The 17,111-nt window shown below is 56.2% G+C and carries 18 protein-coding genes; 4 read left to right on the top strand and 14 right to left on the bottom strand.

The features are described 5' to 3' along the window. The first annotated feature begins 399 nt into the window (after positions 1-399). Together K9U38_RS01855 and K9U38_RS01850 are read left to right on the top strand one after the other, a co-directional pair. Positions 400-1,662, top strand: coding sequence for an SAM-dependent methyltransferase (locus K9U38_RS01855; RefSeq protein ID WP_224492629.1), 1,263 nt, complete (start codon positions 400-402; stop codon positions 1,660-1,662). Then, the gene (locus K9U38_RS01850) at positions 1,659-2,018 is read left to right on the top strand and encodes an MmcQ/YjbR family DNA-binding protein (protein ID WP_224492628.1); all 360 of its coding nucleotides are present in this window, start codon (positions 1,659-1,661) and stop codon (positions 2,016-2,018) included. The genes K9U38_RS01855 and K9U38_RS01850 overlap by 4 nt, the downstream gene beginning before the upstream one ends. Positions 2,019-2,180: 162 nt before the next feature. Here K9U38_RS01850 and K9U38_RS01845 read toward each other — a convergent pair whose 3' ends face one another. Further along, a complete protein-coding gene (locus K9U38_RS01845) occupies positions 2,181-2,666 on the bottom strand; it encodes an Lrp/AsnC family transcriptional regulator (protein ID WP_224492627.1) in 486 nt (161 codons plus the stop codon). A gap of 152 nt (positions 2,667-2,818) precedes the next feature. Here K9U38_RS01845 and ald point away from each other — a divergent pair, with 152 nt between their 5' ends. Next, on the top strand, positions 2,819-3,934 hold the full coding sequence (gene ald / locus K9U38_RS01840) for an alanine dehydrogenase (protein ID WP_224492626.1): 1,116 nt from the start codon (positions 2,819-2,821) through the stop codon (positions 3,932-3,934). Positions 3,935-3,980: 46 nt separating this feature from the next. Here ald and K9U38_RS01835 read toward each other — a convergent pair whose 3' ends face one another. The 8 genes from K9U38_RS01835 to K9U38_RS01800 all read right to left on the bottom strand — a co-directional run bounded on the left by K9U38_RS01835 (position 3,981) and on the right by K9U38_RS01800 (position 10,965). Continuing rightward, positions 3,981-4,454, bottom strand: coding sequence for a DUF1203 domain-containing protein (locus tag K9U38_RS01835; protein WP_224492625.1), 474 nt, complete (start codon positions 4,452-4,454; stop codon positions 3,981-3,983). Positions 4,455-4,546: 92 nt separating this feature from the next. Beyond that, entirely contained in the window at positions 4,547-4,837 is a 291-nt protein-coding gene (locus K9U38_RS01830; RefSeq protein ID WP_224492624.1) for a hypothetical protein, read from the bottom strand. A gap of 240 nt (positions 4,838-5,077) precedes the next feature. Next, positions 5,078-5,614 (bottom strand): GNAT family N-acetyltransferase, encoded by a 537-nt coding sequence (locus K9U38_RS01825; protein WP_224492623.1) that lies wholly within the window; start codon positions 5,612-5,614, stop codon positions 5,078-5,080. A 3-nt stretch (positions 5,615-5,617) separates the two neighbouring features. After that, a complete protein-coding gene (gene sseA / locus K9U38_RS01820; RefSeq protein WP_224492622.1) occupies positions 5,618-6,469 on the bottom strand; it encodes a 3-mercaptopyruvate sulfurtransferase in 852 nt (283 codons plus the stop codon). A 2-nt stretch (positions 6,470-6,471) separates the two neighbouring features. Continuing rightward, positions 6,472-7,218, bottom strand: a complete 747-nt coding sequence (locus K9U38_RS01815; RefSeq protein WP_224492621.1) for an alanyl-tRNA editing protein — start codon at positions 7,216-7,218, stop codon at positions 6,472-6,474. Then, positions 7,218-8,252, bottom strand: coding sequence for a cysteine synthase A (locus tag K9U38_RS01810; protein ID WP_224492620.1), 1,035 nt, complete (start codon positions 8,250-8,252; stop codon positions 7,218-7,220). Before K9U38_RS01810 ends, K9U38_RS01815 begins: the two co-directional genes overlap by 1 nt. 192 nt (positions 8,253-8,444) lie before the next feature. Next, positions 8,445-9,773 (bottom strand): DEAD/DEAH box helicase, encoded by a 1,329-nt coding sequence (locus K9U38_RS01805; RefSeq protein WP_224492857.1) that lies wholly within the window; start codon positions 9,771-9,773, stop codon positions 8,445-8,447. A 328-nt stretch (positions 9,774-10,101) separates the two neighbouring features. Next, entirely contained in the window at positions 10,102-10,965 is an 864-nt protein-coding gene (locus tag K9U38_RS01800) for a DMT family transporter (protein WP_224492619.1), read from the bottom strand. A gap of 115 nt (positions 10,966-11,080) precedes the next feature. On the opposite strand from K9U38_RS01800, the gene K9U38_RS01795 reads away from it, so the two are divergent. Continuing rightward, the gene (locus K9U38_RS01795) at positions 11,081-12,487 is read left to right on the top strand and encodes an aminotransferase-like domain-containing protein (RefSeq protein WP_224492618.1); all 1,407 of its coding nucleotides are present in this window, start codon (positions 11,081-11,083) and stop codon (positions 12,485-12,487) included. Here K9U38_RS01795 and K9U38_RS01790 read toward each other — a convergent pair. Genes K9U38_RS01790 through ade form a run of 5 tightly spaced genes read right to left on the bottom strand, consistent with a single transcriptional unit; the run spans position 12,484 to position 16,944 of the window. Continuing rightward, positions 12,484-13,020 carry a DUF1697 domain-containing protein gene (locus tag K9U38_RS01790; RefSeq protein ID WP_224492617.1) on the bottom strand — a complete coding sequence of 179 codons (537 nt, stop codon included), beginning with the start codon at positions 13,018-13,020 and terminating at the stop codon, positions 12,484-12,486. The two genes, K9U38_RS01795 and K9U38_RS01790, sit on opposite strands and share 4 nt — an antisense overlap. Further along, entirely contained in the window at positions 13,017-13,574 is a 558-nt protein-coding gene (locus K9U38_RS01785; protein WP_224492616.1) for a DUF1697 domain-containing protein, read from the bottom strand. Before K9U38_RS01785 ends, K9U38_RS01790 begins: the two co-directional genes overlap by 4 nt. A 6-nt stretch (positions 13,575-13,580) precedes the next feature. Beyond that, entirely contained in the window at positions 13,581-13,826 is a 246-nt protein-coding gene (locus K9U38_RS01780; RefSeq protein ID WP_224492615.1) for a hypothetical protein, read from the bottom strand. A 47-nt stretch (positions 13,827-13,873) separates the two neighbouring features. Further along, a complete protein-coding gene (gene ilvA, locus K9U38_RS01775; protein WP_224492614.1) occupies positions 13,874-15,133 on the bottom strand; it encodes a threonine ammonia-lyase IlvA in 1,260 nt (419 codons plus the stop codon). Next, the gene (ade, locus tag K9U38_RS01770) at positions 15,130-16,944 is read right to left on the bottom strand and encodes an adenine deaminase (protein ID WP_224492613.1); all 1,815 of its coding nucleotides are present in this window, start codon (positions 16,942-16,944) and stop codon (positions 15,130-15,132) included. The genes ilvA and ade overlap by 4 nt, the downstream gene beginning before the upstream one ends. Positions 16,945-17,111 lie beyond the last annotated feature (167 nt).

Raw genomic sequence — 17,111 nt, 5'->3', positions numbered from 1 at the left:
TAACAACTAATGCGCGCAATCTACATTATACTTTCGTCTATGTTTCGCCGAATATATCAATCGTCTTGCACTTGTTTACAACCAGCGGTTCTGAGTTGGTGCCAACTCGTCAAGGCAGGCTCGACGACGGTTCGAGACCGCTGAGAATACAATTTCAATTCGCCCGACAGCTCTCACGTCCACCCAATGCCACTCTACGCAAAGTGTCCAGCGAGGTTAATATTCAAGATTGCAGGTACGGCTCGTCGCGTATGAAAACAATGTTTGTTCAATCCGCATGTTTACTTGACCACAATTGCGGTGTGGGATGCAGGCCGTACACAGCCTATGATTGAATCCATCTTGAACATTTGTCTTTTGGCGGCAAATATTGAGCCGACAGATTGAAAGATCGAGCACATGACGAACCGGGCAGACTCCACATCTTCCGAAACGCCGGCGCAGTTCAAATGGCTGACGCCCGAGAATGTCGGCGAAGTGCTGAAGGGCCTCCCGCTCAAGGCCCAGACTGCCTTGCGCGCCGCGGCTCACCTGCCCCGCGGTACCCTGACCATCACGACGCCCGACAGGAAGGTCTTCAAAGTGGGTGGCAAGCAAACCGGCCCGGACGCCGCGCTTGTCCTGCACAACTGGAACCTGCCCCGGCGCGCATTTGCGGGAGGAACGATCGGCGTTGCCGAATCCTACATGGACGGTGACTGGGACAGCCCCGATGTTGCAACGTTCCTTGAGCTTTTTGTCGTAAACGAGCAGGTCGGCGAAGATTTGGCCGGGGGCTCCAACTGGGTCATCAACACCGTGCAGCGGATGCGCCACTGGCTGAACGAAAATACGCGAACCCGTTCGCGAAAGAACATCTCCGCGCACTATGATCTCGGGAATGCGTTCTACCGCGAATGGCTCGATCCGACGATGACCTATTCCTCGGCTCTGTTCGGCGATGGTGCCAATGATCTCGAAAGCGCGCAGACGGCAAAATACCGCTCCCTCGCGCGCAATATCGGCATTACGGCCGGCAGCAAGGTCTTGGAGATTGGCTGCGGCTGGGGCGGCTTTGCCGAATATGCAGCGCGTGAGGTTGGCGCCCATGTCACCGGGCTTACCATCAGCCGCGAGCAATATGACTACGCAACCCAGCGCATGCAAAAGGCCGGCCTTTCCGACAAGGTCGAGATCAAGTTTCAGGACTATCGCGATGAAACCGGCAAATACGATCACATCGCCTCGATCGAAATGTTCGAGGCCGTTGGCGAGAAGTATTGGCCGGTCTTTTTCGGCAAGGTGAAGGACTGTCTCAATCCGGGCGGTAGCGCCGGCATGCAGATCATCACCATCAACGACAAATCCTTCGATCGCTATCGCAGGCGACCGGATTTCATCCAGCGGTATGTTTTTCCCGGCGGCATGCTGCCGACACCGGAGAAGCTGAAGAGCCTCGGCAAGGATTTCGGCCTCCGCATCTATCGCGAAAACGTCTTTCCGCAGGATTACGCCCGCACTCTCGCCGAATGGCGCCAGCGCTTCTGGGGTTCGTGGGACCGGCTGCGGCACCTCGGCTTCGATGGCCGCTTCAAGAAGCTGTGGGAGTTCTACCTCTTCTATTGCGAGGCAGGCTTCCGGTCCGAATACATCGACGTCCGCCAGGTGTTCTACAAGTCATGACCACCGATACACACGACGACGCCTTCGAACGCATCTGGAGGATCGCCGATGCGCTCAATCTGCCTGAACTGGTACGCAGTACGACCCACGGCACGCCGTCGTTGAAAGTGAAGACATCCTTCATCGGCCGGTTGAAGGACAAGGACACATTTGCAATCTACTGCCCGCTCGAGGAAAAACCGCTGCTGATGGACAATGTCCCGAACATCTATTTCGAGACCGACCATTACAAGGGGTGGCCCTACATCCTGATACACCTCGACGCCATTTCCGATGCTGAGCTTGCCCATCGCATCAAACTGGCCTGGCATGCCAAGGCGCCTGCCAAGGTCAGGAAGACCCTCGCCGCGGACTGACTGTCGGTCTTGGCGCAAATATTGGGGGATCCGGATCATTTCTGAAGGATCACGCAATTTTCCAGCGGACTTTTGACGTATTTGACTCAAGATTCGGCGAATCTGGCCCAAGAATTTCAACCACGACGTGAAAAAATGCTGTGGTGACGCGAACCAATCCGCTCACCCGGCAATGTCGATCAGCGCGGTCTCAACCCCGAGACCGGTTCGGTCCGCGACCTCCCGCAGAGCGAAAGACGAGTTGATTTTCGTGACATGCGGCATGGCAGAAAGCCAGAATTTATGTATTCGTTCGTAATCTTCCAGATCTTTTGCTGCAATCCGAAGCAAATAATCATATTCTCCTGACATGAGATAGCAAACGAGAACATTCGGGCAGCGCTTTACTGCCGTCTCGAATTCACGAAGCTGCTTGTCCGCCTGTCCGGAAAGAGAGATATTGACGATTACAATGACAGGATGGCCAAGCATCTTGTTGGAGAGCCGGGCGTGATAGCCTCGGATCACCCCCGACTTTTCCAGTATGTCCAGACGTCGCGAACATGCCGATTGCGACAGGCCAACGGTCTCGGCGAGCGTCGCATTCGACATGCGACCATCCTTCTGCAGGCTGTCCAGAATAGCGATATCAATCCTGTCCAATGACATTGCTCGAACTTTCTTCGATGAATTGGCGATCTTGCGCAAGATTATTCGAAAAAATGGATGCCGTCGAGCTCTCTTGGCAAGGACATGCGACGCGATTCATGATGTGATATCTGCCTCAAACGGGAACTCAAAAAACACTATCAGGAGGCGATATGCGCGTTGGCTGCCCGAAGGAAATCAAAAACCATGAATATCGCGTCGGTCTCACTCCGGGGGCCGTACGCGAATACATTGCCCACGGCCATACGGTCATCGTCCAGTCCGGAGCTGGCATTGGAATAGGCGCCGATGACGGAGCCTACCAGGCAGCAGGCGCCAAGGTCGTCAAGACTGCCGAAGAAGTCTTCGCTCAATCAGACATGATCGTTAAAGTAAAAGAGCCGCAGCCATCGGAATGGGCGCAGCTTCGCGAAGGTCAAATTCTTTATACTTATCTACACCTTGCTCCGGACCCCGAGCAGACCAAAGGTCTCCTGGCTTCCGGTGTCACGGCAGTCGCCTACGAAACCGTCACTGACGAGCGCGGCGGCCTGCCATTGCTTGCTCCGATGTCAGAAGTCGCCGGCCGGCTTGCAATCCAGGCAGGTGCGACTGCGCTCCAGAAGGCCAATGGCGGGCGCGGCGTGCTGCTCGGCGGCGTGCCCGGTGTTCTTCCTGGCAAGGTTACCATTATCGGCGGCGGCGTCGTCGGCATCAATGCGGCAATGATGGCCACCGGTCTCGGTGCGGACGTCACGGTGCTGGATCGCTCGATCCCCCGTCTGCGCCAGCTCGACGATCTTTTCCGCGGCCGCATCCATACGCGTTACTCCACCATCGAAGCCCTTGATGAAGAAGTGTTTTCCGCCGACATCGTCGTGGGAGCAGTCCTCATCCCCGGCGCAGCGGCGCCGAAACTCGTCACCCGCGAAATGCTTTCCGGCATGAAGAAGGGCGCCGTCATTGTCGACGTGGCGATCGACCAGGGCGGGTGCTTCGAGACCTCCCATCCCACGACCCATTCCGAGCCAACCTATGAAGTTGATGGCGTCATCCACTATTGCGTCGCCAACATGCCTGGCGCGGTCCCCGTCACATCGGCCCATGCCCTGAACAATGCCACCCTGCAGTATGGCCTGCAGCTGGCGGATCGCGGCGTCAAGGCTCTGGTTGACAATCCGCACCTGCGCAACGGTCTCAATGTCCACAAGGGCAGGGTGACCAACCAGGCCGTCGCCGAAGCGCTCGGCCTTGAAATGGTCGAGGCAAAAACTGTCTTGGCTGCTTGATTCAATTATATAAATTTAAAGGCCTGGAGTTTTCTCCGGGCCTTTTTCATTCAAGATCGATACGGCACTGGAAACAATTGTTCCTTGCCGATCGCATATGCACATAGGCTACATCATCTCGTTTGAGAAGCTCCGCCGCACGGTCAGGAATGTCACTGGTCTTGATCACCCCGCCCGTACCATAGACGATCCGGTCCTGGCAAGAATAGCCGCGCAGAATATAGTCGCTGCTCTCCCCAAACATCACAGGCATTGTTGCCGTCTCTTCGTAGCGTTCACAATGATCGGCGTGCAGGAAGATTGGTCCCGTCTCGGCATATGGCTGCGGGGCCGGGAACGGCCTGTGCGAAAGGACGAGATATTTATCGCCTGCCTTCACGTTCTGCAGGCAATGGCGGCAGGGAACGCCGTCACCGTCCGAGATCTGGACCTCCGGCTTCTGGCCATTGGCATCTGCCCCGCCCGCCTGATAGTGACGTGCTAGCGTCGTCGTCATTGCAATGAATCGAATAGCGCTCATGGGTGCCTCCTTTGTCAGAGCAAAGAAAACATCCTGGTCTAACTTTTATCCACCCGATTCCTGCCGAACACAGGTGTTCCCGACGCTTGAACCTACTTCGTCACGGCAATGTTGACCGTCACGTAGCTGTAAACATCGCTGCCCGGTGCCTTGCTTGATACGACCACTTTATCGTTTCCTATAAAGCCCACCTTGGACGTGTAGACAGCACCAACAGCCGACACTTTGCGCGAATTGCACTTTTGCAGCGCATGGCCTTGCCCAAATGAAGGAGAAACCGAACCGCGCATGATTTCAACGGATCCGTTTGCTGGGGCGGTTGCGACTTTAAAGTCGGGAACTTTGCCGCTCGAGCAGTCGGGATTGACCATGTAATTGCTCATGAGCCCGGTCCTTTGCCCGGATCGCGCCGTGATGGTGTAGATGGATGAACCGCTACGCGTTGTCGTCAAATCCGATGTTTGACACCCAGCAATCGACAAAACTGACAAAACAACTGCGACGCCAAACAATACATTCTTCGAATGCATTTAATTCCCCCGATACCATTTGATAACGGGCTCATAAGGAGATTCGCAGCATTCGGCTATACAGCTATAGGTAGAACGAAGAAGAAGTGGTCGTCAATTCCATGCTTCTATTTCTGCCTCTGCAAAACTGACGGGCTTGAAGCCCATCTGTTGATACATCTGCAGCGCCCGAGGGCTGTCGAGCGTGTTGGTCTCGATTATGATTTTTTGGGGACCGCTCATCCATGCGGTTGCTATCGCCTCGTTCAGAAAGAATTTTGCAAGTCCGCGCCCCTGAAATTCTGGAACCAGGCCAAAATACAAAATTTCGGTCACCCCCTCGCGCTCATCAAGCACCAGCTCGAAGAAGCCGGCGGGTGAACCGTCGGCATAGAGCACGTGTATGTCCACATTGGCTCGATGGACGATAGCCGCCAAATCGCGGTCGTTCAGATGACGGTGCACTGACCAGTGATGCGGCTTCCCAACCTGTTCGTACAGAAACCTGTAGAAAGGGAGGGAGATTTTCGTCGCCCGCATCAAAGCCAGCTTGAAAGCTACCGGTGTCGGAATGGACAGCGTCGGCCGTTCCGTCATTTCGAGATGCGTCACACGCGTTCTGAGTATGCGTGGTTTGGTGGTACCGCTCATGACCTATGCTTCCCTGGTGGCAACCGGGGTATCCTTGGCCCCACCCCACTCGGTCCAGGAGCCATCATAAAGCAAATTGTCCTTATGCCCGAGAGATTCCAATGCGAGCGTTATCACAGCCGCGGTGATCCCTGACCCACAGCTCGTTACGACCGGCCTCGAAAGGTCAACACCCGCCTCATCAAAAACTCTCCTCAAACCATTGATATTTTTAAGATATCCATTTTCAGAGAGGCTCGAAGACGGAACATTGCGGGCGCCCGGCATGTGACCCGAGCGCAGCCCCTGACGTGGCTCTGGATCGACCCCCTTGAATCGGCCCGCAGACCGCGCATCGGCTATCTGCCGCGAACCACTGTCAACAATTGTCCGCATATCCGCGAAACTCGCAATCTTCCCGGCATCGAATTTTGGCACGAATGCCGACGGAGCGACCTTGGTGACGGCGTCAGTGACCGGTCTGCCATCCTTCTTCCAATTGTCGAATCCGCCATCGAGTACAAGAACGTTTTTTGCGCCCATGGTTCGGAGCATCCACCAGACTCGCGGCGAAGTGCTCATGCCGGGGCCATCATACACGACAATCGTATCATCACTCGTAATGCCCATGCTGCTCACGGCCGCCGCGAACACTTCGGGTTTCAGCAGTGTGTGCGGCAACGGGGACTGAGGATCCGACAGTTCCTCGTGATCGAAGAAAATTGCTCCGGGAATGTGGGCGGCGTCATACTCTGCCTTGGCATCACGATTTTGAGCCGGGAGATACCATGATGCATCAAGAATGCTCAGCCCCGGTTGACCAAGCCTTTCCTGGAGCCAATCCGGCGAAACCACATAAGCGCTCTTGTCCGTCATGTTCATTCTCCCTCCGGCAAGGGTCCGAAACGGATGCGGAACCGCCGGTTCTCCTTGCCTTTCTTTTCAATTTTTCCGATGTGTACTGCGCCAACCTCGCCCGTCGTCGCCACATGCGTTCCACCGCATGGTTGAGAATCCACGGAGGCGTTCTCCCCGATGCACACAAGCCTGATGCGACCCGTCCCAGCAGGCGGGCGAACATTCTTGGATTTGATCAGGCCCGGATTGGCAGCCAACTGTTCATCCGTGATCCACCGTGTGAAGATCGGATGATTGGCCTGGACCAGTTCCATGAGCTTCGCCGTCACTCCTTCCTTGGTCACGCCTGCATCGGGAAGGTCGAAATCCACCCGGCTGTCATCCTCTCCAACGGCGGCACCGGTAATCGGATAGGGGCAGACGACGCTCAACAGATGACAGGCAGCATGCATGCGCATCAGCTTGAAACGTCGACCCCAATCGATGCGCAGGATTAGTTTCTCACCCACTGCCGGAACCACCTGCCCTGATGCCGGTACGTGGATGATTTCATCCTTGCTTTCGCCGGTCACTGTGACGGCAATCGAAATGATTGATCCATCCGCACGAACGAAAACGCCAGTATCACCCGGCTGCCCCCCTGACGTGGCATAGAAAACGGTCCGGTCGGTCAGGATGCCACCACGTGCATTGATCGCAAGCACGGTCCCTTCAGTTTCCCTGAGGTAGGAATCATCACGAAACAGAATTGCCGTGTCATAGGCCATCAGGATTTGTTCTCGTATGGAACGGAGATGTCGGTTGTCGCTTCCATCCAATGCGGGACGGGAAGATTCTTCGAGCGCAGAAACTCTGGATTGAACATCTTTGACTGATAGCGATTGCCGTAGTCGCAAAGGACCGTCACGATGATGTGGTCTGGCCCCATTTCTCGCGCCATGCGGATTGCTCCGGCAACATTGATGCCGGAAGAGCCGCCAAGGCAAAGCCCCTCCTCCGTGACGAGGTCGAAAACGACTTCCAGCGCTTCCGCATCGGGAATCTGGTAGGAAAAGTCCGGCGTGAAACCTTCAAGATTCGCCGTCACGCGGCCCTGTCCGATGCCCTCGGTTATTGAGCTGCCTTCGGCTTTGAATTCGCCGGTCGTGTAATAGGAATAGAGCGCGGCGCCCAGCGGATCCGCGATCCCGATCTTGATCGACGAATCTCGCGCCTTGAGCCCCTGAGACACACCCGCCAGCGTCCCTCCCGAACCCACGGCGCAAATGAAACCGTCCACCTTGCCATTCGTATCGCGCCAGATTTCCTGCGCGGTAGTCTCCACATGCGCCTGGCGGTTGATGACATTGTCGAATTGGTTTGCCCAGATTGCACCATTCGGCTCGGTCATCGCCATTTGCTCGGCCAGACGCCCGGAGACCTTCACATAATTGTCCGGATTTTTGTAAGGGACAGCCGGCACTTCGACCAATTCCGCACCCAGCAGGCGCAGGGCATCTTTCTTTTCCTGGCTCTGGGTTTCAGGAATGACAATCACGGTGCGATAACCCAATGCCTTGGCGACCATGGTGAGGCCAATGCCGGTATTGCCGGCAGTGCCTTCGACAATCACCCCGCCCGGCCGCAGCAGTCCCTGTTTTTCAGCATCGCGAATAATGTAGAGAGCTGCTCGATCTTTCACCGATTGGCCAGGATTCAGGAATTCGGCCTTGCCGTAAATCTCGCAACCGGTGAGGTCGGACGCTTTCTTCATGCGAATAAGCGGCGTGTTTCCGATGGTATCGATCACTGAATCAAACATGAGGCCCGGTCCTTCATTCTGCTGGAACTGAACCTATTTGCCCCGGCTTAAGCGTTCAAGCGTAGAATTTCGCAAACCAGATGATATGCCGACATTTGTCGGCACCCGTACAAATCAGAGAGCCTTGGACATCACATAAGAAAGCCGCCGGCAAGTGATGCCGGCGGCTGAAATGATTTGCTTCTATGCCGGTCAGGCAGCCTTGCCGAAGCTCTTGCGCTTGTTGCGGCGGAAGGGACGCTTCTCCGCCGTGGAGCCATCATTGCTCCAGACCTTTTCGCCGCGCGCTTCACGCGGCTTGCCTGCAGATTGGCCGCGATGCGGCTTTTTCGCAGGGGCGCCGCTACCGCCTTCGCGCCGTGGTGGCCGTTGATCGCTGTTGGCGGCACGGGCCGGCAGGCTGGAAAGATCGACCGGCGAATCCGCCATGGGCAAGCGCATGCGTGTGACGCGTTCAACCGCCTTCAGCTTTACGCTTTCCTCTGCCGGATCATACAGCGTGATCGCAGAACCCGAAGCTCCGTTGCGCCCGGTCCGACCAATGCGGTGGACATAGCTTTCTGGCTCATCCGGCAGATCGAAGTTGATCACGTGGCTGATGCCGACAACGTCGATGCCGCGGGCAGCGATGTCGGTTGCGACAAGAACGCGAACCGAACCATCCTTGAAACCGTTGAGGGCGCGCTGGCGCGCATTCTGCGACTTGTTGCCATGAATGGCGGCAACGTCATAGCCATCCTTTTCCAGAACACGCGTTACGGCATCAGCCCCATGCTTGGTCCGGGTGAAGACGATGACCGAGGCCAGTGTCTCATCCTTCAACATGGCAGAAAGCACCTGCTTCTTCTGCTTGGTCGGAATCATATGCACGACCTGCTTGATCTCAGCGGCTGTCGTGCCTTGCGGCGCAACTTCCACGCGAATGGGATCCCGCAGCAAGCCAGCTGCCAACGCAGCCACTTCCTTTGGCATCGTTGCAGAGAACAACGCTGTCTGACGGTCGCGATGGGTGCCTTTGGCAATGCGCTTGACATCGTTGATGAAGCCCATGTCGAGCATGCGGTCCGCTTCATCAAGCACCAGCCAGCGCGTCTCCGAGAGATCGATGCGGTTGTCCCGAACAAGGTCGGTCAACCGGCCCGGCGTCGCGATCAGCACGTCGACGCCCGCCTGCATTTTGTTGATCTGCGCCCCACGTGATACGCCACCAAGCACAAGCGCAGTGGAGATATGAGCACCCTTGGAGAGCTTGCGGATCGTCTCTTCAATCTGCACGGCGAGCTCGCGGGTCGGAGCGAGGATCAACGCACGGGCCGTCTTGCCTTTGCGCTTGTCACCGATGGTGATGATTTTCTGCAGGATCGGCAGGCTGAATGCTGCTGTCTTACCAGAACCTGTCTGTGCGATGCCAAGTATATCCTGTCCAGCGAGCTGTGCGGGAATAGCCTGCTCCTGGATCGGCTTGGGAGTGTCCATGCCGGCTGCCTCCACTGCCTTGAGCAGGACGGCGTTCAGGCCCATGGCGGCAAAGCCAGTTTTTTCAATAGTGTCCAATTCAATCTTCTTTCATTGGCCGGCGCGAATGATCGCGGGCCACACAACGCATCACAGGGCGCAACCTGCGTGCAACAATTTGGGGATAAACGACGAGACGCGAGGAACCCTGTGCCAATGGCTTGGGTTCATGCGACTTGCGCAGCCGTGCCCATCGCATCATGCGGATGGGTCTCAGACGCCACGAAGTCCTCAATCGGAAGACCGGATTGCCCGGTCCAAGCGCCTGAACGGCATATGGGCCTTCTCATGCCAAAAAGCAAACGATTTTATTGTGCGACGCAAAATTCGGGTTTTACCTGGCGAAGCGTTTGGCGCCGGCGACGCACAGAATGACCGCAACGGTAACAGCGATCATCGGCCACCCAACCGGTTCGTGCAGGAGTGTGGCTGCCAACATAAGGCCAAAGAATGGCTGCAACAACTGGAGTTGTCCCACGGCGGCGATACCGCCCTGGGCCAAGCCGCGATACCAGAACACAAAACCGATCAGCATTGAGAACAGCGAGACATAGACGAGTCCGATCCAGGCGGGTTCGCCAACATGGCTCCAGTTCCCAGGCATGATATAGACGGTCAACGGCAGCATGACCGGCAACGAGAGCACAAGAGCCCAGCAGATGACCTGCCATCCGCCAAGTTTGCGAGAGAGTTGGGCTCCCTCCGCATAACCGAGCCCACAGACGACGACAGCCGCGAACATCAGGAGATCACCGGTCATCGACGCAGACAGATTCTGGGTAAGGGCAAAGCCTGCCACGATCAAGCTGCCAAGAACTGAAAAGAGCCAGAACAGCGGTCGCATCCTTTCGCCGCCACGGATGACGCCGAAGATTGCCGTCGCCAATGGCAGCAATCCTATGAAGACAATGGAATGCGCGGAAGTCACGTGGCGCAGCGCCAGTGCCGTCAAAAGTGGAAATCCGACCACTACGCCCATCGCAGTTACGAACAGGGGCCAAAGATCTGCCTTTTCGGGCCGTTTCTCGCGGAAAAGCGATAGCAGTGCAACGCCCAGCAGCGCCGCAATGGTGGCACGGGCACTGGTAACGAATATGGGATCGAAGTCTGCAACGGCAGCACGGGTCGCCGGCAATGATCCGCTAAATATCAACACACCCACAAAACCATTGATCCATCCGGTGGTAGACTTGTCCATGCTTGTTCTTCCGATCGCCAAACTCATTCGACTTCTATCGGCTATTACCGGTGGATTTTCCAGATACGGTACAGTACAATTCCTTGAAACTGTCATCATACAGAGAGCAGTACAGATGGAAGAAAGTGTCGGTCGAGGTCGCGACAATGGCACGCTTGTCGAACGCGTCATGCAGTCTGTCAGTCAGCGTATCGCTGCACGAACACTTGTTCCGGGTGCCAAATTGCCGTCGATCCGGAGTTCTGCGGAAACGATGGGCGTTTCAAAGTCGACCGTCGTCGAAGCCTATGACCGGCTGGCAGCCGAAGGCGTTATCCAATCGCGACGTGGATCCGGCTTCTACGTGGCCGGTCATCTGCCGCCGTTGACATTGGCCGAAATCGGGCCGCGACTTGATCTGGCGATCGATCCGCTCTGGGTTTCTCGTACATCCCTTGATGCTGGCGAGAATGTCGCGAAACCGGGTTGTGGGTGGCTGCCTTCCTCATGGATGCCGGAAGAAGGCATTCGTAGGGCACTACGCGCATTGGCGCGTGGGAAAAGCACTTCGCTGGCCGACTATGCTTCTCCGCTCGGCATGACCGCCTTGCGGCAATATCTTTCACGTCGCATGGCGGAGCATGGAATCGAAGCCGCATCCGACCAGATCATGCTGACCGAGTCTGGAACGCAATCCATTGACCTGCTCTGCAGGTTCCTGATCGAACCGGGCGATACTGTGATCGTCGATGACCCCTGCTATTTCAACTTCCATGCCCTGCTCAAGGCGCATCGCGCCAAAGTGATTGGCGTGCCCTACACTCCATCCGGCCCGGATCTCGAGAGCTTTGCCAAAGCGCTCACCGAACACCGTCCGAGCCTCTACATTACCAACTCAGCGCTTCATAATCCGACCGGCGCCGTCCTGTCGCCAGTCACTGCCCATCGGCTGCTCAAGCTCGCCGAGCAGCACAATGTCACGATCATCGAAGACGACATCTTTGCAGACTTCGAACATGAACCTGCGCCACGCCTTGCGGCATTCGACGGTCTTGAGAGAGTTGTGCACATCGGAAGCTTTTCGAAGTCATTATCTGCCTCGATACGTTGCGGATTTATCGCTGCCCGACGGGATTGGATCGATGGATTGGTGGACTTGCGAATTGCCACTTCCTTTGGTGGCGGTCGATTGGCTGCGGAAGTCGTTCTCGGCATGCTGACGGATGGCACATATCGCAAGCACATGGATGCTTTGCGGGCGCGGCTTGCCCGCAGCATGGGTGAAACCAGCACAAGATTGAAATCGCTTGGCATCACGCCCTGGATCGAACCGGGTGGGGGTATGTTCCTGTGGTGCAAGCTGCCCGGCGACGCGGACGCGGCGCGCGTGGCACGGCGTGCACTCGCGGAGGGCGTCGTACTCGCACCGGGCAATGTCTTCAGCCAATCGCAATCCGCAAATTCCTACATGCGATTCAACATCGCCCAGTGCTCGGACCCGCGCATCTTCGAGGTTCTAGAGGTTGGACTTGCATCGGACTAGATTGCTGCGGCCATTGCCTGAAGTGCCAGGACCGTGCGCCAGTTGCGCGCCGTCAAAGGCACCTTCAATACCTTGTCGAGTGCAAGGGCAAGCTTCGATATGCCGAAGCCATCCGGCGTATGGAGATAGAGAACGCGGTTCCGCAACGTAAAGCTTTCTGACTTTTCGGCCTTTGCGGCGAATTCCGACAAAGCAGCGTCGGTGGGATCGGCGTCAAGAATGACCGCGTGAAGGGCTTTCGGATTGTCGATTGCTTCCGGATAAGGGTTTTTGGCGATCATGCAGTTCCACTCATCGACATTGCGAATGGAAATGCGCGACTCGAAGCCGAATGCAGCTGAAAATGAAGGCGAAATGGTTTCGCGGACCTGTCGGGCTGTCTGATTGGATGTCAGAACAAGATTGCCGCTTTGAATGTAGGTCTTCACATCGGAGAATCCCGCATGGCTCAGCACCTTTCGAAGCGTCTCCATTTTCACGAGCTTATTGCCTCCGACATTGATACCGCGAAACAGCACAATGTAGGTCGTCATCGTGTTTCCTCATCCAGCCTGTCTGCCAATCGCCCAAGATTCAGAACTGTATTCCAGTTGCGCGCTGTGGCAGCAACTTTCAGCGTCGGTTCGATTGCTCGGTGCAGTTTGGATTTCGATGCCCCTTGCGGAGGGTAGTAATAGAGCACCTTACCTATGATTTCGAACTGTTCCGGCAATCCCAACGCCTTGCGCTTCAAGGCCTCGACAGCCTCGGCGTCCGGCTGTCTATCCAGCACGAAGGCGTGCAGCTTGTTCCCCTCCACCGCACGTTCCGCGAACGGATTGCTGGCGATGAGGTCCATCCAATCGTCCTTGCTGACGATCATGATAGCTTTGGAAAACGCAAACTTCTGCAAAACAATCGCTGCTATCCGGTCGACGATATCCACCGGCGTTGCATTCGATCCAAGAACCGCATTTCCGGTGTTGATATAGGTTTCGACACGCTCAAAACCCTCCTCGAGCAGGGCAGCCTTCAAGGGCTGCACTGGGAGTAACGTCGCACCGCCCACGCCCCGGAACAGGATGATATAGGTCGCTCTATGCCCCATGACCGCTCAGATTCTGACACCGAGAATTCGCTTCCAGAGGGTCCCGCCAAGCCGGTTGCCAATCACAAAGTACGCGATGATCAACATCAGCGCGACAAGCGCAGGCCAGCCGCTGAGAGCAAATCCGTCTCCGGTTCTTCCCCCAAGCAATGTTGCTACAAGGTAGCCAAAAACAAAGAACGCCGTGATGAGATCAAGGACAAAAGCGAGAATGATACGCCAATGTGCCGTTGGTTGTTGTATGTCGCTCACAGACCCTCCTCGTCACGCTCATTCTCCAGACGATGGCTTGGCCGCACTCAGATGATCAAGCCCGCAATTGCTTCATTCTCGGTGATATCCTGGTATGCCCAGCCGGCTTCGTCAAAGCGCTTGAACAGGATATCGAAGTTGACCTTGTTCTTGGTTTCAATGCCGATGAGGACCGAACCAAAATTCCGTGCGGATTTCTTGAGATATTCGAAGCGGGCAACGTCATCCTCTGGCCCAAGCAAATCGAGAAATGAGCGCAAGGCGCCCGGCCTCTGCGGGAAGCGGAAGATGAAATATTTCTTCAGCCCTTCATAACGCAGCGATCTTTCCTTCAGCTCCGGCAACCGCTCAAAGTCGAAATTACTCCCCGAAACCACCAGTATGATACGCTTGCCCTTGATGTCGCTCTTCTTCATGTCCTTGAGCGCGTCAATCGCAAGTGCGCCTGCCGGTTCCACGACGATTCCCTCGACATTGAGCATTTCAAGGATGGTCGAACTCAGGCGGTTTTCCGGAATCAAAGTGACAGCATCCGACGTGAACCCCTTGAGAAGTTTGAAGTTTTCTCGCCCTATTTCTGCCACTGCTGCGCCATCGACGAAATTGTCGACAGTGTCGAGCTTGACACGTTTGCCCGCCTCAAGACTGCGCTTCAGACTTGGAGCGCCGGCAGGTTCAACGAAACGAAACCGGGTTTCCCAGCCAAGGTCGGAAAGATAACGTGTGACACCCCCGGACAGTCCACCACCGCCAACCGGCAATATCATCAGGTCCGGTTTGCGCTTGTCCGGCAGTTGCACTGCGATCTCGTGCGCAACAGTCGCCTGCCCGGTAATGATGTCCATGTGATCGAAGGGAGGCACCATGACGGCCCCGGTTTCGGCCGCATAGTCCTGGGCGGCGGAATAGCATTGGTCGAAAATATCGCCAACCAGGCGAATCTCGATGAAATCACCACCGAAGCTGCGCGTCTTGTCGATCTTTTGCTGAGGGGTCGTGACGGGCATGAAAACCACACCCTTCCTGGCAAAATGCCGGCATATATATGCAAAACCCTGCGCATGATTACCGGCCGACGCACAGACAAAGCTGGACGCTTCAGATTTGTGCTCGTTCAGATAGTGGGAAATGAAGTTGAACGCGCCCCGGATCTTGTATGAACGGACCGGCGACAGGTCCTCGCGTTTCAGCCAGACCTGTGCACCATATTTTTGCGAAAGGTAGTGATTGAGTTGAAGCGGCGTTTCCGGGAAAAGCGCGCGCATCTTTTCCGTAGCGCGGTCCACGGCCTTGATGAATGCAGTCATAGGAACAGGTCAACCTTTTCGAATTTTCTGACATCGATAATACCGACATCGGAAATGCGCAATTCAGGTATGACCACGAGGGCCAGGAGAGAATGCTGCATATAGGCATTGTTCAGACTACAACCCATCGCGCGCATGGCATTGACAAGCTTGTCAGCTTTTTCCGCCACGATTTCGGCGCGCTGATCGGACATTAAGCCTGCAATCGGCATTTCCACCAGCGCCAGCTCACGCCCCTTGGAAAACAGCACCACGCCGCCACCAACCTGGCCAAGCCGGTTGGCAGCCTTCGCCATATCCTCCTTGTTGGTACCGACAACAATCATGTGATGGCTGTCATGGGCAACAGTCGAGGCCATCGCACAGTCAAGCGTATAGCCAAAACCGGAAACGAAACCGTTGACCACCGCTCCAGTTCCCCGATGACGTTCGACAAGCGCGATCTGGCAAACGTCGTTGCGCCGATCCATCTGCACAATACCGTCCGAAACCGCAAGATCTGCTTCCAGCGCCTTCGTTGGCGCCTGATTTTCAATGACGCCGATAACCCGCGCGGTGATCTGCCTGGCGGGCTTGGGAGCTTTGATATCAAAGTCCCTGGCATTCAATTTCTTGCCAAGCTTGATCGTGTTCTTGGCGAAGGATGGATAGTTGTAAGCCGGAATATCAGTGACCAGCTTGCCTTTTTCCGCCACATGCGCGCCTCTCGCATAAACGCGGTCGATAGTAAGATTTGGCAGATCCGAGACAATCAGGAAGTCTGCAAGGCGTCCCGGGGTGATGGACCCGATTTCCCGCTCCAACCGGAAATGCTGCGCCGTGTTGAGCGTAGCCATCTGGATTGCGGTCACCGGTTTCAAACCTTGGGCAATCGCATGTCGAACGACACGATCCATGTGGCCTTCATTGACCAACGTACCGGAGTGGCTGTCGTCCGTGCACAAGATGAAATTGCGCGGGTCGACCCCCTGCTCCGTCACCGCCTTGATTTGACTGGCAACATCGTACCAGGCTGAACCAAGACGCAACATGGCTCGCATGCCCTGCCGCACTCGCGCAATGGCATCCTCCATCCGCGTACCTTCATGGTCGTCCTCGGGGCCACCCGCCACATAGCCATGGAAGGCCCTGCCGAGGTCCGGTGATGCAAAATGGCCGCCAACGGTCTTGCCAGACCTTACGGTCGCCTCAATCCCGCCGCGCATGGTGGGATCATTGTTTGCGACGCCCGGAAAGTTCATCACCTCTCCCAGCCCGACAATATTCGGCCAGGTCATGGCCTCGGCGATATCAGTTGGGGTGATGGCGGCCCCGGCGTGCTCCAAACCGGGAGCCGAAGGCACGCAGCTCGGCATCTGGACGTGCACGTTAATCGGCATGGCGAGTGCCTCATCGTGCATCAAGCGTACGCCCTCCAGCCCGAGGACATTGGCAATCTCGTGCGGATCGATGAACATGGATGTCGTGCCGTGTGGAATCACAGCGCGGGTAAACTCGGTCACCGTGACCATGCCGCTTTCGACATGCATGTGTGCGTCGCAGAGTCCGGGCACCAGATAGCGGCCGCCCGCATCCACCACCTTGGTTTTTGGACCGATGCAATGTTCCACACCGTGACCGACGAATGCAAAGCGCCCGGCCACGACTGCAAGGTCCATGCCCGCAATGATTTCTCCCGAGTAGACGCTGACCAGCCGGCCATTGCGTACGACGAGATCCGCATGTTTGCGCCCCATGGCCACGTCCACCAGCAATGGAGCCGATTCCGACCATGCCCCAGGTCGGTTGGGGGCTTTTGCCTGCTTGCTCATCGCACTTACCTCCAGGTCCAGAAACCCTCATATACGAAAATGAACGTCGTGGCCCTGCTCACAGTAGAATTGTCAAAAAAATCTGAGAAGCCCATGAATTGCTTGACAGACCCATCATCGTTGCCTCCGATAGGGACAATGCTACGCGCTGAGCACGTTGCTGCCAA

It is taken from the genome of Phyllobacterium lublinensis, from assembly GCF_020164435.1.
Lineage (GTDB): Bacteria > Pseudomonadota > Alphaproteobacteria > Rhizobiales > Rhizobiaceae > Phyllobacterium > Phyllobacterium lublinensis.
The sequence above is the reverse complement of the archived record's forward strand: the minus strand, read 5'-3'. Positions and strand labels throughout refer to the sequence as shown.